This window comes from Leptospira ellinghausenii (assembly GCF_003114815.1).
In the GTDB taxonomy this organism is placed as follows: domain Bacteria; phylum Spirochaetota; class Leptospiria; order Leptospirales; family Leptospiraceae; genus Leptospira_A; species Leptospira_A ellinghausenii.
Genome location: NZ_BFAZ01000003.1, coordinates 275053 through 297227 on the forward strand (window position 1 = coordinate 275053; position 22175 = coordinate 297227).

The following is a 22175-nucleotide window of genomic DNA, read 5'->3' on the forward strand; positions in this document are numbered from 1 at the left end:
AGAATGAACCGAATGCTTTTGGAGACAAAAGGGCTCACTATTACTGTCGGCGAAAAAACCGTATTGAGAGAGGTGAATCTCAGTTTTTTTGAGAAAGGATTACTTGCAGTTCTTGGAGAAAATGGAGCTGGTAAATCGACATTACTTAAAAAAATCTTCCATGATTCCTTAACCTCTCCTGCCTGGACTTGGCCTAGTGGAAAACGAAAAATTGCTTATTTGGGCCATGAACTTGGTTATTATTCTTCCCTTAGTTTAGAAGAAAACTTGGACTACTTTGCCTCTTTGGATGGTATACATTCCATGGAGAGAAGGATGGAGTTACTAAAACTCTTTCGATTGGAAAAAAGGATATGGGATCCCATCCATTTTTTTTCCAGAGGCATGAAACAGAAAGTTGCCATCATGAGGGTATTACTTTCTTCAGCAGAAATCATTTTATTTGATGAACCATTTACAGGACTTGATTTTGAATCTTCTTCGGTTTTTAGTTCGATTTTAAATGAAGAAAAAAAATCGAAACTCATTCTTACAGTGCTCCATTCGATTCCAAGTGAACTTGAGTGTACAGGTCAAATTTTAATTCGCCAGGGGAATGTCTTTGTTTCTTAATCTATTAAAAAAAGATTTTTATTTAATTGGGCGTTCGCTAGGCGGAGTGGTTTCACTTTTTACACTGAGTGTTTCTGTTGTATTCATCTTTTATACATCCATCGAAGTGAACGAAATGTTATCAGCAAGAAGCATTCGTGGTCTAAAATGGGCCATCATCTTCATTCTCAACTTTGTCATTGTAAGCCAAAGTTTATGGGAAGAAAGAGAGTCTATGGGATGGGAAGCAAGTTCCAGTTATGTCAGTCCTACTTATCTTTACCTTAGCAAATCGATTACAATTTGGTTTTGTACCATCCTTGTAAATGCACTCCTGATCCTTGTGTTATCGATCTTTTTCCAAAATATGGTTTTGGATCGTTATTTGGGAGAGTGGTTATTTGCCAATTTAGGCAGTGGGTGTTTGGTGTTTTTGGGTGTATCCCTTGGAGTGATTGCATTCGAAAGCCGACTGAAAGAGATCATCATCCCTCTCTTACAACTTCCGTTTTCAATTCCATTGTTTTTATTTGGACTAGAAGCTGAAAATCGATACTGGATTGAGCCTGGATTGTATTTACCTTCGATTGGATTACTTTTGTTTTTCCTTCTATTTTACGGAACCCTTGGTTCCATTATGGTAGAAACCTTACAGAATGAGTAGGGGATTTGTATTTTCTCCTAGAATTTCTTTTCCATTCTGAAAATTTGGAAAAAAATGGAACGTAAGATCAAACTGATTCATCCGACTTTGGATTTTGCCTTTTACATCGTAGTCTGTATCTCTTTGGTGATTGCCGTATTTGTTTCGATCTTGTATCCCAATGTCATCTTGGAACAAGGCCTTAGCCATAGGATTTTTTACCTACATGTTCCAGTCGCCTGGGTTGCATTATACGGGCCAATTCTTTCGTTTGTTTTTTCTCTGATTTATTTCATCAAAAAAGACCTGCTTTGGGATAGGCTAGCATTTACGGCAAACCAACTAGCTTTTCTTTTTGCCTTGGGAGTGTTATTCTCTGGTCCCATTTGGGCATATAGCGCATGGGGTGTTCCTTGGGACAAAACGGACGCTAGGTTACAATCATTCTTTATCTTATGCCTTTCTCTCCTTAGTTATTTTATTTTTCGTTATTTGGTTCCTTCTCGTAAAAAAAAGGCGATTTTATCCGCTTATCTTTCTGTTCTTTGTGCCTTAAGTGCGGTTTTGACTTGGGGTGCCATCAGGTGGATTGAAAATCCTGGAAACCACCCGGGCAGTGTACTTGGAAAAGGCGGAATGGATTCGGACATGAAACAAACAATGTGGCTTGGTGTTCTTGCTTACCATTTTTTGTTTTTGTTTCTCTTTTTCCTTTCGAATCGAAACGAAAAAATACAGGAACTGAAAAATCACCTGCGGTCCGAATTGAATTAAACGAAAAATGGAAACAAAAGAGTCACAACATACAATTCTCATTGTTGATGATGTTCCGGAAAATGTGGAGCTACTCAAATACCTTTTATCCCAAGAAGGTTTTAAAACATACACTGCCTATTCAGCAGAAGAAGCACGTTTAGTTTTACTCAATACTCGTATTGATACTTTATTATTGGATGTCAATATGCCAGAACAAGATGGGTTTTCCTTTTGTCGTGAACTTAGGGAGATGGACCAGTTTAAACTTTTGCCCATTCTTTTTATTACTTCTATTGATCGCGAAGTTGGATTCCAAGAAGCCATGAAAAATGGCGGTGATGATTTTATCAACAAACCTTTCAATAAACGAGAGTTAGTTGCAAAGATCCATTCAGTGATCCGTTTAAAAAACCTACAGGACGAACTGTACCAACAAAAAAGCAAATACGAAAAAGAACTACAAACTGCGAGACGTGTCCAAGACCAACTGATCCCCGAAAAAAGTTTTATTTGGAATGGAATCAAAGCACAGACACTTTTCCATCCGTATTTACAAATTGGTGGTGATTTTGTAGACACTTGGATTGAAGAAAAAAAACTCCATATCGTGATTGCTGACTGTTCAGGCCATGGACCAAGTGCCGCTCTCATCGGTGCCATGTTCAAAATGCAATTATTCAACTTAGTTCCCAATATGGGATTGAAGGAACGTGTTTCTCACCTTCGTAAAAATATGGAACTTGTCCTTCCTGAAGATTATGCCATTACGTTTTGTTATGCGATCATTGATCAGGAATTAAAACTGTCCTATATCAATGGTGGTCACCCGGCTCCTATCATTTACATGGATGGAGAAACCAAATTATTAAAGGGGATGAGTCCTATGATAATGGGAATCAATATGATTACCAATGACGAAGTGCAATCGATTTCTTTAAAACAAGGTTCCAAGTTTTTTATGTACACGGATGGGGCAAGTGAAGCTATGAATTCCAAAATGGAATACATCACAGAAGAAGGTATGCGCGATATTTTTCAAAAATCTGTAAGTATTGGTGGGGATATCCTTCCCACGGTTCAAAATCAAATTTTAGAGTTTTGTGGAACTTCCACTCCGAATGATGATATGGCAATGGTGTGTATACAATTATGATCCCGAGTCCCCATTACAAAGGAAAGGTGAGAGACGTTTATGATCTTGGTTCTGAGTTATTACTCGTAGCAACGGATCGGATTTCTGCCTTTGATGTTGTATTTTCCGAACCGGTGGAAGACAAAGGAAAAGTCCTCACTCGAATTTCCACCCAATGGTTTCGGTATTTTTCGGATATAAATAACCATCTGATCACAGATGATGTTTCCCGTTTTCCAAAACCTTACCAAAATGAACCAAGCCTTATTGGTCGTTCTGTCCTTGTGAAAAAAGCAAAACGAATTGATTTTGAATGTGTGGTTCGTGGTTACCTCACAGGTTCTGCTTGGAAGGAATACCTACAATTGGGAACCATTGCGGAGACTCCATACCCCAAGGGTTTACAAGAATCCTACCAATTTCCCACACCCATTTTCACACCCGCTAGGAAAAACGATTCTGGCCATGATGAAAATGTCAGTGAGAGCACAATGGAAAAGGAAGTGGGATCAGATTTATTCCAAAAAGTAAAATCGATCTCCCTCCAACTTTACGAAAAAGCCCATCAATTGATGGCAAAACAAGGGATTCTACTTTGTGATACCAAATTTGAATTTGGGCTCATTGGGGGAGAACCGGTTCTCATTGACGAAATTTTGACACCAGACTCTTCCCGGTATTGGGATGCGTCCACCTATGCCCTTGGGAAAACTCCCGCCAGTTTTGATAAACAAATCCTACGAAATTGGCTGGAATCCACCTCTTGGGATAAAAATCCACCACCCCCTAAACTCCCCGAATCCTTGATTCAGGAACTACGTAAAAAATACTTGGAATTGGAAGATAAAATCAATATATGTTTGTCGCAAAAATAAATGTAACCCTCAAAGAATCCGTCCTTGATCCACAAGGCCAAACAGTGCTCCGTACCCTTCATGACCAAGGTAAGGGGCAAGTCCAGGACTTACGTGTGGGAAAATACATTGAACTCAAACTCAATGTTTCTTCCTTAAAAGAGGCGGAATCGATCGCCAAGGAAATTTGTGAATCAGTCCTTGTGAACCAAGTGATTGAAACTTACAAACTGGTGGTTGAATCCCAATGAAAGTTCGGGTGGTCACCTTTCCTGGTTCCAATTGTGATAAAGATGTTGGATCCGTTCTCCACGATTATTTCCAGGCAGATGTCAATTATACTTGGTACAAAGAATCCTTCGATGACGTTCCTGATTTGGTTGTTTTACCCGGAGGGTTTTCCTTTGGAGATTACTTACGCTGTGGTGCTATGGCAAAATTTAGTGCATCCATGGAATCGGTAGTGAAGTATGCGAACAAAGGGGGAAAGGTTCTTGGAGTTTGTAATGGGTTCCAAATCCTTACTGAATCGGGACTACTTCCAGGTGCACTCTTACACAATCGAACTCTAAAATACATTTGCAAAGATGTTGAACTTGTTCCGGTGAAAGAAAATGGCTTTTCAAAACATTTCCAAGGAAATCTTTCCATTCCAATTGCTCATGGAGAAGGTGCGTATTTTGCTGATGCAGAAACTTTAGAACGATTAGAAAAAAATGGCCAAGTTGTATTTCGTTATCAGGAAAACCCAAATGGATCCTTACATGATATCGCTGGGATCTGTAATGAAAAAGGAAATGTATTAGGAATGATGCCACATCCTGAAAGAGCAATGAATCCTTTTACGGGAAAAATGGACGGCAAACTAATCTTAGAAGCTCTCTTAAAAAATTAGAATCTTTCGTTTCCTTTTCTTGCTTTTTCGTCGAATACCTTTATAAGGATTGGTATGCGATTCCAAGAAGACTCAATAGACTGTGTGGATTTTATTCTAAAAAAAGATGAAGTCCTCACAATTATTCTCGGTGGGGGAAAAGGAACAAGGCTTCTGCCTTTAACAGAAAAACGATCAAAACCCGCCGTGAGTTTTGGCGGAAAGTATAGGCTCATCGACATTCCGATCTCCAATTCCCTCAATAGTGGATTCGAAAAGATATTTATCCTCACACAGTTTAACTCGTATTCGCTGAACCGCCACATCAATCGAACCTATGCTACAGGTAATATCCACCAAAAAAGTTTTGTAGAAATCATTGCAGCGGAACAAACCGTATCGAGTGCCAATTGGTTCGAAGGCACTGCCGATGCCGTAAGAAAAGTACTACCTTACATTCGTGAACAAAAACCAAAGTATGTTCTCATCCTTTCTGGTGACCAATTGTACAATATGGATCTTGCTGACTTTATGCAGAGCCATTTGATGGACCCAGAAACCCAAATTTCTGTGGCAACCAATGCAATCCCTGAAGACCAAATTTATGGTTTGGGCATTGTCAAAGCGGGAGTCGGTGGTACCATCCAGGAATTCATTGAAAAACCACAGGAACTTTCCCAGGTAGAATCTTGCCGTACAGAAAACGGGAACTTCCTTGCAAACATGGGAATTTATATCTTCAACACATCCACGTTAATCGATGTTTTGGAAGACCGAAATATGGCAGATTTTGGAAAGGAAATTTTACCGAATGCGATAAAAGAACGAAAGGTAAAAGCGTATACTTACGACGGTTATTGGGAGGACATTGGAACCATCAAAGCTTTTTATGAAGCCAATTTGATGTTAACCGATCATATCCCTAAATTCAATTTGTATTTAGAGAAAACCCCGATTTATACAAGGGCGAGGGCACTTCCACCGTCAAAGATCAATCAGGCGGTGGTAAACCAAGCCCTCATTTCGGAAGGTACCATCCTTAACCAATGTGAGGTGCATAGATCCATCATTGGGGTCAGACAACTCATCGCTTCTGGTACAAAAATCTACGATTCCATCATCATGGGACTTGACCATTACGGCTACTTTGATCGTAAATCGGGAAAAATTCCTATTGGGATTGGACCTAACTGCGAAATACGGCGGACAATTGTCGACAAAGATTGTGCGATCGGTGCCAACGTTCGCCTGTTAAACGAACAAAACTTACAAGAGTACGAAGATGATTACATTCGGATCCGGGATGGGATCATTGTAGTCCCAAGGCACTCTGCCATCCCTGATGGGTATTCTATTTGAGTCATAAATGACACAAATATGGATTTAGTTTGCCTAAAATAGGTCTAAATGGTTCCAAAAATGTGGAATTTTTCTTGCCAGTTTTGAACTTAGTTCTAAGTTGGAAGAAAGGGAACCATGTTCACAACGGAATCAACGGAAGGAAACCAGTTTTGGAACGAGACATACTTTGTCCCACATTTCCAACCCATCGTCAATGCGATCAATCGCTCGATTTCAGCCTATGAAGTCCTCGGCCGCCAGTTCAACCCAGAAGAGAACACCTACCATTCTTTAGGTGGACTTTTCCATAACCGAGAACATGACCCGGTTCCAATTTACAATATTGATCGGATTTTGCGAGAGAAGGCAGTCCAAACCTTAAAGGAAAGTAACCTTCGGACAAAATTGTTTTTCAATATGATGCCGAACTTTCTCTCTCGGGTGCACCATACTGATTTATTTGCAGAAAATTTCCATATCATCCAACTCATTGAAAAGTATGGGATTGATCGCAACCAAGTGGTGATCGAAATCACGGAAGACGAATTTGATGGTTCGATCGAACGGCTCATCCAAATTGTGCAAATTTTCAGGGATTATGGCTTAAAAATTGCCATCGATGATTTGGGGACAGGATTTTCCAATTTAGAACGCATTGGGTATTTGCACCCAGACATCATGAAAGTGGACATCCGTATCATGAGGGAAAGTTTGAATAAAAACTCCTTCAAACAAGTTCTAGGAGCCATCTCGGAGATGTCCCAGAAATTAGGAAGCCAACTTCTATTTGAAGGGATTGAAACTGAAGAAGAGGTGAACCTTGCCCTTTCTATGGGAGCCAATCTCCTCCAAGGATTTTATTTTTCGACCCCGAACCCACATTTTCTCAACCGCAATACTTTCTCCGATAAAATGAAAACAGTTCTCGAAAACTTTTCCAGTGTTCGTTCTCGTGAACTTCGGGAAAAGGGAATCCGAGAACAAAAGATCATCGACCAATTACAAGACTTATTTTATGAACTTTCTGATTCGAGTGAAGAAGATTTCCCTTATCGGTTTGGACAAATCCTAGGTTCCCTTCCACGGGAGATCTTAAAGGTGTTTGTATGCGACGGGGAAGGATACCAAATCACACCAACCTATGATTTGGATCGAATGAATGGTGGGTATTTGGAACGATCTAGGCAAATTGGAAACAATTACGCTTGGAAACCTTATTTTTTGAAACACAAAGAGGAATCGGAGCGGTTTCGCAAAAAATGGGGAGTGACATACCCTCTGTATGACATCAACAACCAAAATCAGTATGTTATCTTTACCTTTTCTCTCATGGCAGGGAAGATCCTTGTGGCACAGGTGAGTTGGTCGGAATAGAATCTTGTTTTTTTTGAGTGGTCGATTTTCCTGGTAGTAGGGATTCGTCTATAATATAGAATCATTCTAAATATAAAAAAACAGGATACCACCTTGTCCGCAATTCTCGAAATCAAATCTCTACATGCCAATGTCGGAGACAAACAGATCCTCCGAGGGGTCAATTTAACCATCGGAGCCGGAGAAGTCCATGCCATCATGGGGCCCAATGGTTCTGGGAAAAGTACCCTTTCCAATGTGATCCTTGGCCATCCAAAATACAATGTTACATCTGGGGACATCCTCTTTCGAGGAGAATCGATCTTAAAACTTTCTACAGACGAAAGGGCAAGGTTAGGTTTGTTTTTATCGTTCCAATACCCAACTGCACTTCCAGGTGTCACCATCGGGAATTTTTTAAAATCCATTTTAAAAGCACACCGCGGAAAAGAACTCCCTGTAAAAGAATTCAAACAAGAATTAAAAACCGCAATGGATCTTTTAGAAGTTCCTCAATCGTTTATCGGGCGTTATGTGAATGATGGGTTCTCTGGTGGAGAGAAAAAACGAGCTGAAATTTTACAAATGAGTTTATTAAAACCTGTATTATCGATTTTAGATGAAACTGATTCTGGATTAGATATCGATGCCCTAAGGATCGTTTCAGAAGGAATCAATGCAAATAGAAATCCTGAGAGATCGATTTTACTCATCACACATTACCAAAGGATGCTGAACTACATTGTTCCTGATTTTGTCCATGTGTTTGCTGATGGAAGGATATTGGAAACAGGTGGAAAAGACCTATCTCTCAAATTGGAAGAAGTAGGTTATGATTGGATATTGGAGAGAGAAGGGGTCAAATGAATTCCTTACTCAACAGACAACAGTTTACCATCGACCCAAAAAAGCGAAATCAGTTTTGTCGTTCCCTCATACAAACTTGGGAAGGATTGTCTCTTCCCACAGAAAAAGAGGAATCCTATCGTAAATTTCCAATCAGTGGTTTAGATTGGAAGGAACTGGGATTTGACCCCAAAGAGAAAAAAACTAAGATTGAGGATTTCTCAAATTCTGTTGAAAAGGATTTGGTAAGTGAAACGATCCTAGATGATATTTTTGTATTGTTACAACAATACCTACCAAAGGATTATTTTAGTTATCTCTCTGTTTTACAATCCCCTGGGATTGAGTTTTATATTTGTGAAGATGGACTAGTTACTCCCATTGATTCATCATTAGGTGATGAGCCAAAATTTTCATTCCGAATTTTTTATGTTCCCAAAGGAAAATTTTCACAAATCCATTTAAAAACACAAACAAACCACAATTCAGATTCCCTTCATTTAAAATCAGGAATTGATGTTTTTATTTCAGACAAAGATTCACACGTTGAGATTTTAGATGAAGAGAATTACGATGAAGACTTGGTCCAGTTTCGAACTGTTCTTTTACTATCCAAAGAAAATACATCGGTAAAATACCATCATTTTCCTTTTGGTGGGTTTCGATCCAAATTATTATTACATTCTCATTTATTAGGAAACGGAGCAGAAGTGACTGTGGATGGGGTTTCTGCATTAGGAAAGCGGAACCTGAAGGATTTGGATATGGAAATGCACCACCATGCAGACCATACAACAAGTAAAATTACATATAAGGCAATTGTTACTGATCGTTCCCATCATGTATTTACAGGAAATCTCATTATCCCACCTAACTTAAAAAAGGTAGTGGCTCACCAGGAATCATTCAACCTTTCTTTAAACAAAAAGGCGAGAGCGGAAGCAAATCCAAAGTTAGAAGTATTAGCAGAAGACGTATCTTGTACTCATGGTGCAACCGTTGGTGACATTGATGAAGAACAGTACTTTTATTTATTATCGAGAGGTCTAAGTCCTGAAGAATCTAAGTCTTTACTTGTGACTGCTTTTTATGGAGAAACCATACATACGATTGGATTCAATGAGGAAGTAAAACTGGATTTGGAATCTTCCATTCATACCATTCTCGTGGGAGGGAAATGATGGCGTTTAAAAAATTAGTTTCCATTGGGGAAATTGAAGAAGGTAAATTAACTGTCATCAAAACCCGGCATTTTTCCGTTGTGATTACAAAATGGGAAAACGAATACTATGCCTTTGAAGATTCTTGTACTCATGATGGTGAAGAGATTTCCTGTGGTAAGTTGGAAGGTTGTGTCATCACTTGTCCTCGCCATTTTGCAAAATTTGATATCAGAAATGGGAATGTTTTGGCTCTGCCAGCCACAGAACCACTCACTACATTTCCTACAAAAGTAAATGGAAATGACTTAGAAGTGGATTTGGAGTCTGTATGAGTTTGGATCCTTATCAACTTCGAAAAGATTTTCCGATCCTTTCCGAGACAATGCCGAATGGGAAACCTCTTGTTTACTTAGACAATGGAGCAACTTCGCAAAAACCACTCAGTGTCATTCAGGCAACAAATGATTATTATGCGAAAGAAAATGCAAACATCCATAGGGGTGTATATTACCTTTCCCAACATGCCACTGAACTTTTTGAACGAACAAGAATCAAAACTTCCCATTTTTTCCAAGCACAATGTGCAAAGGCTATCATTTTCACCCGGGGAACAACAGATGCCATCAATTTAGTGGCACAAACTTATGGACGGGTAAATGTATCCGAAGGGGATGAGATTGTTTTATCTGTCCAAGAACACCATTCCAATTTAGTTCCTTGGCAAATGTTAGCTCGCGAGAAAAGAGCATTTTTAAAATTCATTCCAATCCTTCCGGATACAACTTACGACTTATCAAAGTTAAGTGAAATTATCACCAAACGAACAAAAATTGTGGCAATTAGCCAAATGTCAAATGTGACTGGAACGGTTCATGATCTGCGAAAAATCATTGATCGGGCAAGGCAAGTAGGAGCAAAGGTACTCGTTGATGGTGCCCAGGCAGCTTGCCATATGCCTATTCACTTAGTGGATTTAGATGTGGATTTTTATGCTTTTTCTGCCCACAAGATGTTAGGTCCCACTGGAGTTGGTGTACTTTTTGGGAAAGAAGAAATTTTAGAAGCCATGCCACCTTGGTTAGGTGGGGGTGATATGATTGAATCCGTGGAATTGGAAAGTTCTACATACGCAGCACTTCCTGCTAAACTAGAAGCAGGTACTCCAAACATAGCAGGTGTGATTGGTTTTTCTCATGCCTTGGATTATTTGCAAAAAGTAGGTATGCAAAATATCAAAAACCACGAACGGATGTTAACCGAATATGCTTTGGAACGGTTTCAAAAGATCGGTGGTCTTACCCTTTACGGAACAGAGGATTTGGACAAACGTGGTGGTGTAATTTCCTTCACTTTGGACGGAATCCACCCTCATGATGTTGGGTCCATCTTAGATGAAGAAGGTGTTGCCATCCGTGTGGGACACCACTGTTGCCAACCTCTCATGAAACACTTCCAAATCCCTGGAACCTGTCGGGCATCGTTTTATTTTTATAATACAAAAGAAGACATTGATGTTCTCATAAAATCCATTGAGAAGGTAAAATCAATATTTGGTCGTGTCGTCAGAAAATAATACATTCCAAGATTTTCTAAAATGGAAATCCTATGCGCTTTGGCAAAAACCAGAGGAAACTGTTTTAGAAGTTTCGGCATTGAATCCCTTATGTGGTGATGAAGTGAAATTGTATTACCGAAAAGAAGGTAAGGATAGGATCAGAATTTTGGGTGTATCTGGTGAATCCTGTTCGATTTGTTCGGCTTCTCTTGGTTTTTTATTCAAACACCAAACGGAATTTCAAAAAGATAAGTTCCTTTTTTACTTGAGTGAACGTAAAAATTTTTTAGAGGGAGATGAAACTTCCTTGTTTGGAGATTTAGAAGAGATAACATTCTTACGGAATGTGAAAATTCACCCAAGTCGTTATCGCTGTGCCCTTTTGCCCTGGCAAACTCTATTAAAAATCATTGAGGTAAACCATGATCCGAGATCCTGAAACAGAAAAAGAGTGGGAAGTGTATCATAGTATTCGATCTGTCGAAGATCCTGAGATTGGCATTTCTCTTGTTGAACTTGGATTGATTTATGATGTGAAAGTGGAAGGGGAAAAAGCAGAAGTCACAATGACTTATACTTCTCTAGCTTGCCCAGCTGGCCCACAGATGAAACAAGACATTGAAAATCATGCACTACGCGTGGAAGGAATTTCAGAAGTAGCTGTGCATGTTGTCTGGAATCCGAAATGGGAACCCAGATCCATGGCTAGTGAAGAAGCAAAAATGCAAATGGGGATATTCGATTGAGTTTGTTTTTTGGCAAAAAGAGATCGTTCCTCTTTCTCTACTTCGGTTTGTTATCACTTGTAAGTTGTGAAACGATCCAATCGTTTTTAGATACCAAAGAAAAAACCACTGAGTTATCTTCGTCCATTCCTCAAATCCAAGGTGCCTCACTTAAAAGAGATCGTTATGAGTTGGTTGGTCGTGAGTTTATGATTGCAACTGACCATCCTCTCGCTTCTCAAGCTGGGGTTGAAGTATGGAAACAAGGTGGAAATGTTGTCGATGTTTTTGCAGCAGCAAGTTTTGCTATCTCTGTCTTAAGACCACAATCGACAGGTTTATTTGGTGGAGGATTTGCGATTGTTTACCTTCCCAAAAAAGGGAAATGGGCTTATGATTTCCGAGAACGTTCCCCAAAAAAAGGAATTGGTTCTTTTTATACAAAACCTGATGGATCAGCCGATACAGAAAAAATTAGAAAAGGTCCTTTTAGTGTGGGAGTCCCCGGAAACGTACAAGGGATTCTGAAAATCCAAAAACAACATGGAAAACTTCCCATCACAGATGTACTCGCACCTGCTATGCGTTATGCGAAAAATGGTTTTGCTGTGTATGCGGATTTAGCCAATGTGATCACAAAAGTTTGGCCAAATATGAATCCATCCATGCAGAAGGTTTTTGGGATTGATAACCGTCCGATTCGAGAAGGGGAACTTCTCGTTCAAAATGATTTGTTCCAAACATTAAGCCGGATTGCAGAAAATGAAGAGAAAGAATGGATCGATGGAGAAACAACAAGGTTAGTCACTGAATATTACAAAGAATTTGATGGCTTCATCAGTGAAGAAGATTGGAAAGAATACAAAGTCAAACAGATGGAACCATTGAGTAGTTCTGTATGGGGATTCCAAATGTTGACTATGCCTCCTCCTAGTTCTGGCGTACATTTGATCACATTGATGTTATTGAATACGGAGATGGCAAAACGCCAATCATTTCCCAAGGGCCAAGTGGGTGAAATGATACAGATCACGGAAGCAATGCGAGTTGCTTTCAGAGATAGAGCAGAGTTAGGTGGAGATCCAAATTACACAGATGTACCTGTAGCAAAACTAATTTCCTTACCGTACATCCAAGCAGAAGTGAATGAAATTGAAAAAAAGGTAGTGTCTGGAAATTGGAAACCCATTCTAAAACCGATCGAACCAAAGGATTCTTATAATACCACTCATATCTCTGTGATGGACAAGGAAGGGAATGCTGTTTCTTCCACCCAATCCATCAATGGAATTTTCGGTGCCATCCAAATGGTTCCTGGAACTGGTCTTGTTTTGAATAATACGATGGATGATTTTTCCATTGCACCTGGAGTTCCGAATCTATATGGACTTGTTGGTTCCCAAGCAAATGCCATAGCCCCAGGGAAAACACCACTTTCGAGTATGAGTCCAACCATTCTATTAGAACCAAATGGAAATACAAAATTAGTCATTGGTGCTCCAGGTGGGTCTCAAATTCCAACCTCAATTTTTAACACTTTGTATCACTATTTGATTCAAAAACGAAACTTATATGAAAGTGTTTCTTTTCCACGGATCCACCACCAATACCAACCTGATACATTATTTCTGGATCCTGAATTAAAAGGAACGTTTCCTGAAACGGAACTTCCTTTTTACCAAGTCCAATATGGTAGGCACCGTGCGAAGGTATTTGTTGTGTCAAAAGAAGGAGACAAACTCATAGGTGTCTCTGACCCGAAAGGGGAAGGTGTTCCATTAGGTTTTTAGTCGATGAAAGCAAAATTATTAAAATCAAAACAGAAAAATTCAACTGTTTCCCTTTTTTCAAAGGAGTACAAAGATTGTCTACTAAGTGCCAAACATGGTTTAGAACGAGAAAGTGTTCGAGTAGATGAAAAAGCATTTTTTTCTCAAACACCTCATCCAAAATCGTTAGGTTCTAGTTTAACTCATCCGCTCATTAAAACCGATTTTGCAGAGGCACAAATTGAGTATGCAACAAACATACACAAAACGATTCCAGATGCCATTATGGAACTCACTGAACTCCATGCATTTACGGCTAAAAATTTAGGGAAAGAATACCTTTGGCCGTTTAGTATGCCACCTGTTTTACCAAAAGAAAATAAAATTGAAGTTGGTCAGTACGGAACTTCAAATGAAGGGCGTAAAAAAACAATTTATCGAAATGGTTTGGGGCATCGTTACGGAAAAAAAATGCAAACGATTTCGGGAGTTCATTACAACGTATCATTTGATACCTGTATGTTATCAGTGGTTTCTGAAAAAAGATTTCAAAAACCACTGACCAAAGAAACAAAATCACAAATTTATTTTGATACGATTCGTAATTTTTATCGGATTTCACCAGCATTATTGTATTTATTCGGTTCTTCTAGTTTAACAGATGCAACATTTATTGATTCTCCGATTGCATTAAAAAACTTACAAAAGTTAGATTCTAAAACTTTAAATGCACCACATTCCACTACTTTAAGGTTATCGAATATTGGTTATACAAGTAAGGTGCAAGGCAAATATCCAATTTCTGTCAATTCGTTAAAAGAATATGCGTCTGACATGTGCCAAGTTGTATCAAAAACTTACGCACCTTACAAAAAATTTAACACGAAACCAACCAATCAATTGAATGACTTTGTATTACAATTGGAAAATGAATATTACTCACTGGTTAGGCCAAAACAAGTTCCAAAAGGTGAGGAAAGAGTAGTGGATGCACTGATGGAGCGGGGAGTCGAATACCTGGAATTAAGACTACTTGATTTGGATCCTTTTTCGGCCATTGGTGTAGAAGAAACAAGGTTGTACTTCCTGCATATGGTTCTCCTCTACTGTATGTTAAACGAGTCTCCAAAAGCTGATGCAATTGAAATGGCAAATTGGAGAAAAAACCAGGAACTCACAACTTGGTTTGGCCGAAAACCAGAAACAAAGGTTTTTTTATTTGGAAAAGAGATTTTCTTACGAGACATGGTGCACCAGCTTTTTGTCGACTTACAGCCGATTGCTGATCTATTGGATGACAATGATGCGAGTGGACCTTTTAGTCGGGCTTGGGAAACTCAATGGGAAAAATGGGATGATCCTTCATTCTTAGGTGCTACCATGTCGGAATTGGATTTAAAGATCCATAAAACGAGTTTTCGAGAATTTGGACTGGCTCTTGCCAAATCACATAAAGCGGAACTTTTACAAATTGGTCTTTCTCCTAATCGAATCAAATACTATGAAGATCTAAGTGAACAATCGATTTACGAACAGAAAAAAATCGAAACTTTAGAAGGAAGCCACCTTAAAAAAAACCAAAAACCCATACAAATTAAGCCCCTAAATCTTTGTAGTGAGGTTTAAAGTGAAAGAATCAAAACCATTATTACCGGGTTGGGAAGACTTAGAAATATCGACTCAGATCATCATACGTGATGCAATCAGTAGAGGTATCAAGGTAGAGGTTATCGATCGTAAGGAAAATTTTTTACGTTTGGTTAAAGGCAATCATTCTGAATTTGTAAAGGAAGCAAGTAAAACACGATTGGATAGTTTGATGACTTATTTGGTGATGGAAAATAAAATTGCCTCCAAACTTGTGTTAAGTGAAAATAAAGTTAGAGTTCCCATTGGAAAAGATTATTCCCTGGTTGAAGATGCTTTGTTGGATTATCCACTCTTTCAATCTAAAAAAAAGGTGATAAAGCCTGTCACAACCAATTTTGGAATTGGAATTGGAATATCCAATCCTAACGATTCTTTGGAACGATTTACATTTTTTGTCAAACAAGCATTTTCGTTTTCCAATTCCATCATTGTAGAAGAATTTATAGAAGGTCCCGAATACCGTTTTTTGGTATTAGGTGATGAAGTGGTAGCGGTTTGTAACCGAGTTCCTGCGAATGTGGTAGGCGATGGTGTTCATACCATTCGGGAACTCATCGAAGTAAAAAACAAAGATCCAAGACGCGGGGAAGGCCATATCACAGCTTTAGAAAAAATCCAAATGTCCGAAACGGAAAGATTAGTTCTGTCTGATAATGGATTTACATTCGACTCGGTTCCTAAAAAAGATGAACAAGTATTTTTAAGAAAAAACTCGAATATCTCAACTGGTGGTGATTCCATTGATGTAACTGATTTGGTTCACCCAGAGTTTAAAACCATTGCTCTAAATGCAGCAAAGGCTGCATCTGCCGTCATTTGTGGGATTGATATCATCTCCAGTGCCATTACGGAAATACCAAATCCGAACCATTATGCGGTACTAGAAATAAATTTTAATCCTGTTTTGTACATCCATGAATTTCCTTATGCAGGAAAACCGAGAGCTGTTGGAGATAAAATTCTCGATTTATTGGGATTTACGTAAATTTGTTTCGAAGGTAGTCGATGATGTCGAGAGATTCATACATTTTTGTCTCTCCATCAACAAGGAAAGGGACTTGGGAAATGCCACCTAACTTGATAACTTCGTCTCTTCCCGGTGTGCCATACCTTGCCTCTACCAAAATATAATCCTTACCTTCTGTTAGACCTAGTGTTTGTATGGCTTGCCTAACACGGTAACAATAAGGACAGGAGTCATATTGGTAGAGACGGATCATGGGATTATTAACCTACTTTTTTTTTGAGTTCCCCAGATTGAGCCATTTGGACCGTGATATCATGACCACCAACAAATTCTCCATTGATATAAAGTTGAGGGATGGTTGGCCAATTGGTGTATTCTTTAATTCCTTCTCTAATTTTCATGTCGGAAAGAACATTAAAAGAACCAAACGGAATTCCTTGTTGTTTTAATGTTGAAACTACACCTGCAGAAAACCCGCATTGTGGCATTTCTGGTGTTCCTTTCATAAAAAGAAAAACCTTTTCTGATTTGATTAAAGATTCAATTTTATCCTTTAACTCTTGTTCCATTATTATTCACTCCTTGTTTCCAATGCTAAGGCATGGATTTCTTCTTTTAATTCTTCTTTTAAAGTAGCGTACACCATTCGGTGCTGTTCAATGAGACCCTTACCATTAAAACCTTTGTAAGTGACAACAGCTTTGATATGAACGCCGTCACGGTAAGGATCTAATATTTCGACAGTACAACCTGGCAAACCCTCTTCTATTTTTTTTTGGATTTCTGGAATGGTCATCCTACAATTTTCCTCCCAACCATGAGTTGTGGGCTTTGATAAATTCAATGTATTCATTTGGCACTTCTGGTAAAACAGAATTCTTTACCGATGGTAAAGAAAGTAGTGTATCACTCCAAATTTGTATTTTTGGGAATCCACGCCCTAAATCAAACTCGGCTCCCTTTGCTTTTAGAAAATCCAAACGCATGAAAAAAGGTGCATAGGCAGTATCTACTAGGTGCATGGAATCACCTGCAAAGAATAATTTTCCATCTTTGGGTTCCAGTAAAACAGGTTCTAAGATTTTAAATTTCGAAAGTATTTCGTCTCTTTTTTTGTTGGATTCTGCCTCATCTTTTGACATGGTCCATAAATATTGGTCAACAAGTAAGGCACTTGCAAATTCTGCCCAAGCTCTATGTTTTGCTTTTACCAATGGGTCTTTTGGATGGAGTGAGGGAAGGTTCGTTTCGTCTAAATATTCGTTGATCACTGCAGATTCAAATAACACTTCTTCTCCCACTACAAGTACGGGAACCCTACCAAAGGGTGAAATTTTTAAAAACCAATCTGGTTTGTTTGCTAAATCAATGTATTTGATTTCATAATCTACTTTTTTTTCTAAAAGGTTAATCACTGAGCGTTGGACATAGGGACAAAGTTTGAAGCTGATGAGTGTTGGTTTTCCCATACTTTTTAGACTCCTAATTGGGTGAGGATAGATCCATTTCTAGAGCATGGAGACCCTTTTTAAATTCAGGTCCGAGGAGTAAATAAACTTCTCTATGTTGTTCCACAGTTGACTTTCCATGAAATTTGGGAGATACCATTTTGATCCGGAAATGGGTTTCCTTGGAATCCTTGGTCATACCAGGGTGCCCCGCATGTTCCCATGATACATCTAGTACAGTCAGTTCTGTGGGAAGGAAAAACTCCTTCAAAACTTGTTCCATTCGCTCTTTTCTAGTTTGTTTAGTTTCTAATTCCATATCCAATTTTCATTAACCTAACATTGAGTAAAAATAAGAGAACGGAAAGAAAGAGGATAAAACTAAGAGAAAAGATTAAATTTACATCTGTTATCCCAATGAATCCATATCGGAAAAGATTTACCATATACAAAATTGGATTTAGGTAAGAGACGGTTTGCCAAAATTCAGGTAAATTTTTGACCGAATAAAACACTCCACCTAAGTAAGTTAATGGGGTGAGAATAAAAGTGGGAATGATCGTAACATCATCAAATTTTTTTGCGAAAAGAGCATTAAAAAATCCTCCAAGTGAGAATAAAATCGATGTTAGGATGACTGTAAAAAAGATGATGATAGGATGTTGGAATTGAAGGTTTGTAAAAAATAAGGAAGTGAGAGTTACCAAAATTCCAACAAATAGACCTCTAACTACTCCACCAAACGTATAACCTAAGACAATGGTATAGGGTGAAGTAGGTGATACTAAAAGTTCTTCGATATTTTTTTGAAACTTACTGGAAAAAAAGGATGAAACAACATTGTTATAGGAATTGGTAATGACACTCATCATGATAAGTCCAGGAACAATAAATTCGATATAAGTAAAATTTCCGATTTTTCCAATTTGTCGGCCAACAAGTTCTCCAAAAATAAGGAAATAAAGTGCCATTGTGATCACTGGTGGGATTAAGGTTTGGACCCAGATTCTAATGATTCGAATCCATTCTCTTCGAACGATGGTTTTAAGTGCCGTTAAGTTTTCTTTCCACATGATTAGTTTTTTCCTGTAAGTGATAAAAACAATTCTTCTAATCGATTTGATTTATTTCTCAAACTTAAAACTTCCATTTTATGTTTTGTAAGTTCCGCAAATAGATCATTTACTGAGGCTTTTTTGTCCAATTGAACTTCTAAGCTATGGTCGTCTAACCAAAGCCAGTTGAAACGTTTGGAGTTTGGTTTTGTTTTGAATGATTTTTTTAAATCGATGATAAAGGTTTCTTTGTCCAATCTTTGTAAGAGTTTTTTCATCGATGTATTTTCGACAATTTCACCCTTATCAATGATTGCTATATTTTTGCAAAGGGATTCTGCTTCTTCTAAGTAATGTGTGGTAAGGATGATTGTTTTTCCTTCTTTATTGAGTTCTTTTAAAAAATCCCACATGGACCTTCTGATTTCAATGTCCACACCTGCTGTTGGCTCATCCAAAATCAGTAATTTTGGATCATGAATGAGAGCTCTTGCAATCATCAACCTACGTTTCATTCCACCACTTAAAGTCCCTGCAGCCGATTTACGTTTGTCATAAAGTGAGAGTTTATCTAAATAATACTTAACTTTATCTTTTGCTTCTTTCAGTGGCATACCATAAAAACCTGCTTGGTTGATGAGGATTTGCTCTACTGCTTCAAAAATTCCAAAGTTGAATTCTTGCGGGACAATTCCGATGAATGTTTTAGCAAGATTTGGATTTTCATCAATATCCACTCCAAAGATTTTCACTTTGCCATTTGTTTTATTCACCAAGGAACTTAAGATCCCGATGGTAGTAGATTTTCCTGCACCATTGGGTCCAAGAAGAGCAAAAAAATCTCCTGTTTCGACTTTTAAATCAATCGATCGAAGTGCCTTTACACCGTTTTTATATGTTTTTTCAAGTCCGTTTAATTCAATCGCATAATGATTCATTTATTTTCCTACTAGTTTTCTTGTTAGGTGGTGTGTTGGGTATTTTTGTTGTTTTCTTTGTTCTTGTCTTAGTTTTTTTTGTTCCTCTTCTGGAAGGGTAACAATTTTTTTGCAATCTTCTGAACAACAGCCAAGTAAAGATTCAGAACAAGATTCACATTGAACGATGAGAACATGGCATCCTAAATTGGCACAGTTAGTGTGACGGTCAGATGGTTTGCCACAGGTATAACAAACCGTTAAAACATCATCGGTAATCCTTTCTCCCAAGCGGTCATCAAACACAAAGTTTTTCCCTTTGAATTTTGATTGTAACCCATTGTCATGCACAACTTTTGCATAATTGATGATTCCTCCGCGTAACTGATGGACCTTTTCAAAACCTTTGTATTTCAAATAAGCACTTGCTTTTTCGCATCGGATTCCGCCTGTACAATAGAGTAATATCTTTTTATCTTTGTCATTTTCTAGAATTTTTTCTACCAAAGGTAATTCTTCTCGGAAGGTTCCGACATCTGGTAAAATTGCATTTTCGAAATGACCCACTTCTGATTCATAATTGTTTCGGAGATCAACAACAATGACTCCTTCTTCATCCAATGCGTTATGAAATTCAAGAGGTGAGAGATGGGTTCCCACATTGGAAGGATCAAATTGAGAATCATCTAAGCCATCCGCGACAATTTTTTTTCTGACTTTGATTGCTAGTTTGATAAAACTTTCCTTTTTATCTTCCACTGCATCGTTAAAATAGATTTTCTTTAGTTCTGGAACCGAATCAACAAAGGAACGTAATTTATCGACATTCTCAATCGGAATTGAAAATTGAGCATTAATTCCTTCGTTTGCTAAATAAATTCTTCCGAGGATTCCTAGGTCTTCAAAAGAATCATAGAGTAAATTTCGAAATTCCATTGGATTTTCGATTTTAACATAACGATAAAAAGAAATGATCCGTCTTTCTCTTGTATCCAACAAAACTTTTTTCTTAAGGGTATCCTTATCAAAACGATTGAATAAAAATTTTTTCACGATTTTCCCTCTTTCCATTTTTGTTCGCGAACTTTACGAAATGCATTTCTAGTGATTTCAGAAATGGCCGGATGGATATAAACCATTCCTAAATAATCATCGAGTTTGGCATTTAAATACATTCCCATTAGTATTTGGTGGATGAGATTGGATGCTTCCTCTCCAATGATATGAGCACCAAGTACTTGTTCGGTTTCTTTCGAAACTAAAACCTTCACAAAACCTAAATGGGATAATCTTGCCATACCTGTCGCACTGGAAGAATAGGGGTTGATACCTTTGTAATATGAGATCCCTTCTTTTATCAATGTTTCTTCTGTTTTTCCCACACTTGCTATTTGTGGGTTTGTAAAAATGGCCTCAGGAATGGGTGGGTAAACAATTGGTTGGTCTTTTTTGTTACCAAATAAATGTTCAAAAAGGTATTCCCCTTCAAAATTAGCACTGTGTCGGAAAAAATACCTTCCGATTACATCGCCAAAAGCATACACACCTGGTTCACCAGTTTGTAAGGTCCCATCCACTTGGATATAACCTTCTTCATTGACTTGTATGTTTGTATTTTCTAAGTGTAATTCATCTGTATTGGGTTTAATACCAGTGGCAACGAGGAGTTCATCTGCTTCAAACTGGGTAAATTTTCCCTCTTTTGTTTTTCCACTGACTTTGAATTTTTTGTTTTGGTAAGAAACCGATTCGAATTGAAAATCCGTGTGGATCGGAAAGGGCAGGTGTTTACATAACTCAGTTTTGACATCACCATCTACATGCCTTAACACTTCTCCTCGTGTGATCCCAGTTACTTGGCACCCGTAGGCTTGGTAAGCAGCACCGAGTTCTAGTGAGATAAAACCCGCTCCTATGATGAGTAAAGATTTTGGAAAATTAGCAGGGGAGAGTGCTTCTCTAGAAGTCCAATAAGGTGTATTTTCCAATCCTTGTATGTTTGGAATTTTTGGTCTTGTGCCGGTAACAATAAATATGTGTTTGGCGGTGTATTCGTTTTCACCATCTGTGAGAACTTTGGATCCCTTAAACCAAACTTTTTTAGGAATATAATCGATATTGGGATTTTTTTCATACGCAAGCGGAATGGAGTCGGAATCGACTTTTACGGTTTGGTTCACTCTTTGGAAAATGGACTCGACTGGAACTGTTGTTGGTTTTGGGAATTCGATCCCAAATCGTTTTCCTTCTTCTCGTAGTCTGATAAGCTCAGAAGGATAGATGATCATTTTGGAAGGGATACAACCACGATTGAGACAAGTCCCCCCTGGAGTCTCTTTTTCGAAGACAACCACTCGTTTGCCGATGAGAGAAGGAGGGGTTACAAGTTTGGTCCCAGCACCAGCTCCTACTACCAAAATGTCATATTCTTTCATATTGGTTCCAGACTCCAAAGCACCTGAATTCTGTAAATGAAGCTATCTTTGATTTGGCAAAATTAAAATCCCTATCGAAACTAAAACCCACGCTTGGAGGA

27 protein-coding genes are annotated in these 22175 nt (G+C 38.3%); 18 read left to right on the forward strand and 9 right to left on the reverse strand.

What is annotated here, in order from left to right:
* Positions 1–3: 3 nt before the first annotated feature.
* From DI076_RS03610 to gshAB, 18 genes are all read left to right on the forward strand, one after another.
* Positions 4–612: an ABC transporter ATP-binding protein gene (locus DI076_RS03610; RefSeq protein WP_108958631.1), complete on the forward strand. Its 609-nt coding sequence runs from the start codon at positions 4–6 to the stop codon at positions 610–612.
* Positions 596–1255 carry a heme exporter protein CcmB gene (locus DI076_RS03615; RefSeq protein WP_245918241.1) on the forward strand — a complete coding sequence of 220 codons (660 nt, stop codon included), beginning with the start codon at positions 596–598 and terminating at the stop codon, positions 1253–1255. The genes DI076_RS03610 and DI076_RS03615 overlap by 17 nt, the downstream gene beginning before the upstream one ends.
* A gap of 54 nt (positions 1256–1309) precedes the next feature.
* A complete protein-coding gene (gene ccsA / locus DI076_RS03620; protein ID WP_108958633.1) occupies positions 1310–2008 on the forward strand; it encodes a cytochrome c biogenesis protein CcsA in 699 nt (232 codons plus the stop codon).
* Positions 2009–2015: 7 nt separating this feature from the next.
* Positions 2016–3143, forward strand: coding sequence for a PP2C family protein-serine/threonine phosphatase (locus tag DI076_RS03625; RefSeq protein WP_108958634.1), 1128 nt, complete (start codon positions 2016–2018; stop codon positions 3141–3143).
* Entirely contained in the window at positions 3140–3997 is an 858-nt protein-coding gene (locus DI076_RS03630; protein WP_108958635.1) for a phosphoribosylaminoimidazolesuccinocarboxamide synthase, read from the forward strand. The genes DI076_RS03625 and DI076_RS03630 overlap by 4 nt, the downstream gene beginning before the upstream one ends.
* Complete coding sequence (gene purS, locus DI076_RS03635) at positions 3979–4227, forward strand: phosphoribosylformylglycinamidine synthase subunit PurS (RefSeq protein ID WP_108958636.1); 249 nt, start codon at positions 3979–3981, stop codon at positions 4225–4227. Before DI076_RS03630 ends, purS begins: the two co-directional genes overlap by 19 nt.
* Positions 4224–4871 carry a phosphoribosylformylglycinamidine synthase subunit PurQ gene (purQ, locus tag DI076_RS03640; RefSeq protein WP_108958637.1) on the forward strand — a complete coding sequence of 216 codons (648 nt, stop codon included), beginning with the start codon at positions 4224–4226 and terminating at the stop codon, positions 4869–4871. Before purS ends, purQ begins: the two co-directional genes overlap by 4 nt.
* 54 nt (positions 4872–4925) lie before the next feature.
* Positions 4926–6209, forward strand: coding sequence for a sugar phosphate nucleotidyltransferase (locus DI076_RS03645; RefSeq protein ID WP_108958638.1), 1284 nt, complete (start codon positions 4926–4928; stop codon positions 6207–6209).
* A 117-nt stretch (positions 6210–6326) separates the two neighbouring features.
* Positions 6327–7565, forward strand: a complete 1239-nt coding sequence (locus tag DI076_RS03650; RefSeq protein ID WP_108958639.1) for an EAL domain-containing protein — start codon at positions 6327–6329, stop codon at positions 7563–7565.
* A 93-nt stretch (positions 7566–7658) separates the two neighbouring features.
* Entirely contained in the window at positions 7659–8411 is a 753-nt protein-coding gene (gene sufC / locus DI076_RS03655) for a Fe-S cluster assembly ATPase SufC (protein ID WP_108958640.1), read from the forward strand.
* Positions 8408–9571 (forward strand): SufD family Fe-S cluster assembly protein, encoded by a 1164-nt coding sequence (locus DI076_RS03660; protein WP_108958641.1) that lies wholly within the window; start codon positions 8408–8410, stop codon positions 9569–9571. Before sufC ends, DI076_RS03660 begins: the two co-directional genes overlap by 4 nt.
* Positions 9571–9885: a Rieske (2Fe-2S) protein gene (locus DI076_RS03665; protein WP_167396502.1), complete on the forward strand. Its 315-nt coding sequence runs from the start codon at positions 9571–9573 to the stop codon at positions 9883–9885. Before DI076_RS03660 ends, DI076_RS03665 begins: the two co-directional genes overlap by 1 nt.
* Positions 9882–11126 carry a cysteine desulfurase gene (locus tag DI076_RS03670; RefSeq protein WP_108958643.1) on the forward strand — a complete coding sequence of 415 codons (1245 nt, stop codon included), beginning with the start codon at positions 9882–9884 and terminating at the stop codon, positions 11124–11126. The genes DI076_RS03665 and DI076_RS03670 overlap by 4 nt, the downstream gene beginning before the upstream one ends.
* Positions 11110–11547 carry an iron-sulfur cluster assembly scaffold protein gene (locus DI076_RS03675; RefSeq protein WP_108958644.1) on the forward strand — a complete coding sequence of 146 codons (438 nt, stop codon included), beginning with the start codon at positions 11110–11112 and terminating at the stop codon, positions 11545–11547. Before DI076_RS03670 ends, DI076_RS03675 begins: the two co-directional genes overlap by 17 nt.
* The gene (locus DI076_RS03680; protein WP_108958645.1) at positions 11531–11854 is read left to right on the forward strand and encodes a metal-sulfur cluster assembly factor; all 324 of its coding nucleotides are present in this window, start codon (positions 11531–11533) and stop codon (positions 11852–11854) included. The genes DI076_RS03675 and DI076_RS03680 overlap by 17 nt, the downstream gene beginning before the upstream one ends.
* A 2-nt stretch (positions 11855–11856) precedes the next feature.
* A complete protein-coding gene (gene ggt / locus DI076_RS03685; protein ID WP_108958683.1) occupies positions 11857–13623 on the forward strand; it encodes a gamma-glutamyltransferase in 1767 nt (588 codons plus the stop codon).
* A gap of 3 nt (positions 13624–13626) precedes the next feature.
* The gene (gshA, locus tag DI076_RS03690) at positions 13627–15228 is read left to right on the forward strand and encodes a glutamate--cysteine ligase (protein WP_108958646.1); all 1602 of its coding nucleotides are present in this window, start codon (positions 13627–13629) and stop codon (positions 15226–15228) included.
* A 1-nt stretch (position 15229) separates the two neighbouring features.
* Positions 15230–16237 (forward strand): bifunctional glutamate--cysteine ligase GshA/glutathione synthetase GshB, encoded by a 1008-nt coding sequence (gene gshAB / locus DI076_RS03695; protein WP_108958647.1) that lies wholly within the window; start codon positions 15230–15232, stop codon positions 16235–16237.
* Here the strand turns inward: gshAB and DI076_RS03700 are convergent.
* Genes DI076_RS03700 through DI076_RS03740 form a run of 9 tightly spaced genes read right to left on the reverse strand, consistent with a single transcriptional unit; the run spans position 16230 to position 22074 of the window.
* Positions 16230–16472: a glutathione S-transferase N-terminal domain-containing protein gene (locus DI076_RS03700; protein ID WP_108958648.1), complete on the reverse strand. Its 243-nt coding sequence runs from the start codon at positions 16470–16472 to the stop codon at positions 16230–16232. The genes gshAB and DI076_RS03700 overlap by 8 nt on opposite strands.
* 7 nt (positions 16473–16479) lie before the next feature.
* Positions 16480–16788, reverse strand: a complete 309-nt coding sequence (gene grxD, locus DI076_RS03705; protein WP_108958649.1) for a Grx4 family monothiol glutaredoxin — start codon at positions 16786–16788, stop codon at positions 16480–16482.
* A gap of 2 nt (positions 16789–16790) precedes the next feature.
* Positions 16791–17015 (reverse strand): BolA/IbaG family iron-sulfur metabolism protein, encoded by a 225-nt coding sequence (locus DI076_RS03710; protein ID WP_100727861.1) that lies wholly within the window; start codon positions 17013–17015, stop codon positions 16791–16793.
* A 1-nt stretch (position 17016) separates the two neighbouring features.
* On the reverse strand, positions 17017–17688 hold the full coding sequence (locus DI076_RS03715) for a glutathione S-transferase family protein (protein WP_108958650.1): 672 nt from the start codon (positions 17686–17688) through the stop codon (positions 17017–17019).
* A 13-nt stretch (positions 17689–17701) separates the two neighbouring features.
* On the reverse strand, positions 17702–17986 hold the full coding sequence (locus tag DI076_RS03720; protein ID WP_245918243.1) for a BolA family protein: 285 nt from the start codon (positions 17984–17986) through the stop codon (positions 17702–17704).
* The gene (locus DI076_RS03725; protein ID WP_108958651.1) at positions 17970–18740 is read right to left on the reverse strand and encodes an ABC transporter permease; all 771 of its coding nucleotides are present in this window, start codon (positions 18738–18740) and stop codon (positions 17970–17972) included. Before DI076_RS03725 ends, DI076_RS03720 begins: the two co-directional genes overlap by 17 nt.
* A gap of 2 nt (positions 18741–18742) precedes the next feature.
* Positions 18743–19660, reverse strand: coding sequence for an ABC transporter ATP-binding protein (locus DI076_RS03730; protein ID WP_108958652.1), 918 nt, complete (start codon positions 19658–19660; stop codon positions 18743–18745).
* Positions 19661–20692: an oxygen-dependent tRNA uridine(34) hydroxylase TrhO gene (gene trhO, locus DI076_RS03735; RefSeq protein WP_108958685.1), complete on the reverse strand. Its 1032-nt coding sequence runs from the start codon at positions 20690–20692 to the stop codon at positions 19661–19663. It abuts the gene before it with no gap.
* The gene (locus tag DI076_RS03740; RefSeq protein WP_108958653.1) at positions 20689–22074 is read right to left on the reverse strand and encodes a dihydrolipoyl dehydrogenase; all 1386 of its coding nucleotides are present in this window, start codon (positions 22072–22074) and stop codon (positions 20689–20691) included. Before DI076_RS03740 ends, trhO begins: the two co-directional genes overlap by 4 nt.
* Positions 22075–22175: the final 101 nt, after the last annotated feature.

Bases quoted from the DNA above. Each gene is read 5' to 3' on its own strand.
- purS (WP_108958636.1), top strand. From the start codon at position 3,979: ATGTTTGTCGCAAAAATAAATGTAACCCTCAAAGAATCCGTCCTTGAT.
- DI076_RS03610 (WP_108958631.1), top strand. From the start codon at position 4: ATGAACCGAATGCTTTTGGAGACAAAAGGGCTCACTATTACTGTCGGC.
- DI076_RS03650 (WP_108958639.1), top strand. From the start codon at position 6,327: ATGTTCACAACGGAATCAACGGAAGGAAACCAGTTTTGGAACGAGACA.
- DI076_RS03680 (WP_108958645.1), top strand. From the start codon at position 11,531: ATGATCCGAGATCCTGAAACAGAAAAAGAGTGGGAAGTGTATCATAGT.
- DI076_RS03670 (WP_108958643.1), top strand. From the start codon at position 9,882: ATGAGTTTGGATCCTTATCAACTTCGAAAAGATTTTCCGATCCTTTCC.
- DI076_RS03740 (WP_108958653.1), bottom strand. From the start codon at position 22,074: ATGAAAGAATATGACATTTTGGTAGTAGGAGCTGGTGCTGGGACCAAA.
- purQ (WP_108958637.1), top strand. From the start codon at position 4,224: ATGAAAGTTCGGGTGGTCACCTTTCCTGGTTCCAATTGTGATAAAGAT.
- DI076_RS03730 (WP_108958652.1), bottom strand. From the start codon at position 19,660: ATGAATCATTATGCGATTGAATTAAACGGACTTGAAAAAACATATAAA.
- DI076_RS03630 (WP_108958635.1), top strand. From the start codon at position 3,140: ATGATCCCGAGTCCCCATTACAAAGGAAAGGTGAGAGACGTTTATGAT.
- DI076_RS03615 (WP_245918241.1), top strand. From the start codon at position 596: ATGTCTTTGTTTCTTAATCTATTAAAAAAAGATTTTTATTTAATTGGG.
- DI076_RS03700 (WP_108958648.1), bottom strand. From the start codon at position 16,472: ATGATCCGTCTCTACCAATATGACTCCTGTCCTTATTGTTACCGTGTT.
- DI076_RS03645 (WP_108958638.1), top strand. From the start codon at position 4,926: ATGCGATTCCAAGAAGACTCAATAGACTGTGTGGATTTTATTCTAAAA.
- gshA (WP_108958646.1), top strand. From the start codon at position 13,627: ATGAAAGCAAAATTATTAAAATCAAAACAGAAAAATTCAACTGTTTCC.
- DI076_RS03625 (WP_108958634.1), top strand. From the start codon at position 2,016: ATGGAAACAAAAGAGTCACAACATACAATTCTCATTGTTGATGATGTT.
- DI076_RS03660 (WP_108958641.1), top strand. From the start codon at position 8,408: ATGAATTCCTTACTCAACAGACAACAGTTTACCATCGACCCAAAAAAG.
- DI076_RS03710 (WP_100727861.1), bottom strand. From the start codon at position 17,015: ATGACCATTCCAGAAATCCAAAAAAAAATAGAAGAGGGTTTGCCAGGT.
- DI076_RS03715 (WP_108958650.1), bottom strand. From the start codon at position 17,688: ATGGGAAAACCAACACTCATCAGCTTCAAACTTTGTCCCTATGTCCAA.
- DI076_RS03665 (WP_167396502.1), top strand. From the start codon at position 9,571: ATGGCGTTTAAAAAATTAGTTTCCATTGGGGAAATTGAAGAAGGTAAA.
- DI076_RS03725 (WP_108958651.1), bottom strand. From the start codon at position 18,740: ATGTGGAAAGAAAACTTAACGGCACTTAAAACCATCGTTCGAAGAGAA.
- ccsA (WP_108958633.1), top strand. From the start codon at position 1,310: ATGGAACGTAAGATCAAACTGATTCATCCGACTTTGGATTTTGCCTTT.
- grxD (WP_108958649.1), bottom strand. From the start codon at position 16,788: ATGGAACAAGAGTTAAAGGATAAAATTGAATCTTTAATCAAATCAGAA.
- DI076_RS03720 (WP_245918243.1), bottom strand. From the start codon at position 17,986: ATGGAATTAGAAACTAAACAAACTAGAAAAGAGCGAATGGAACAAGTT.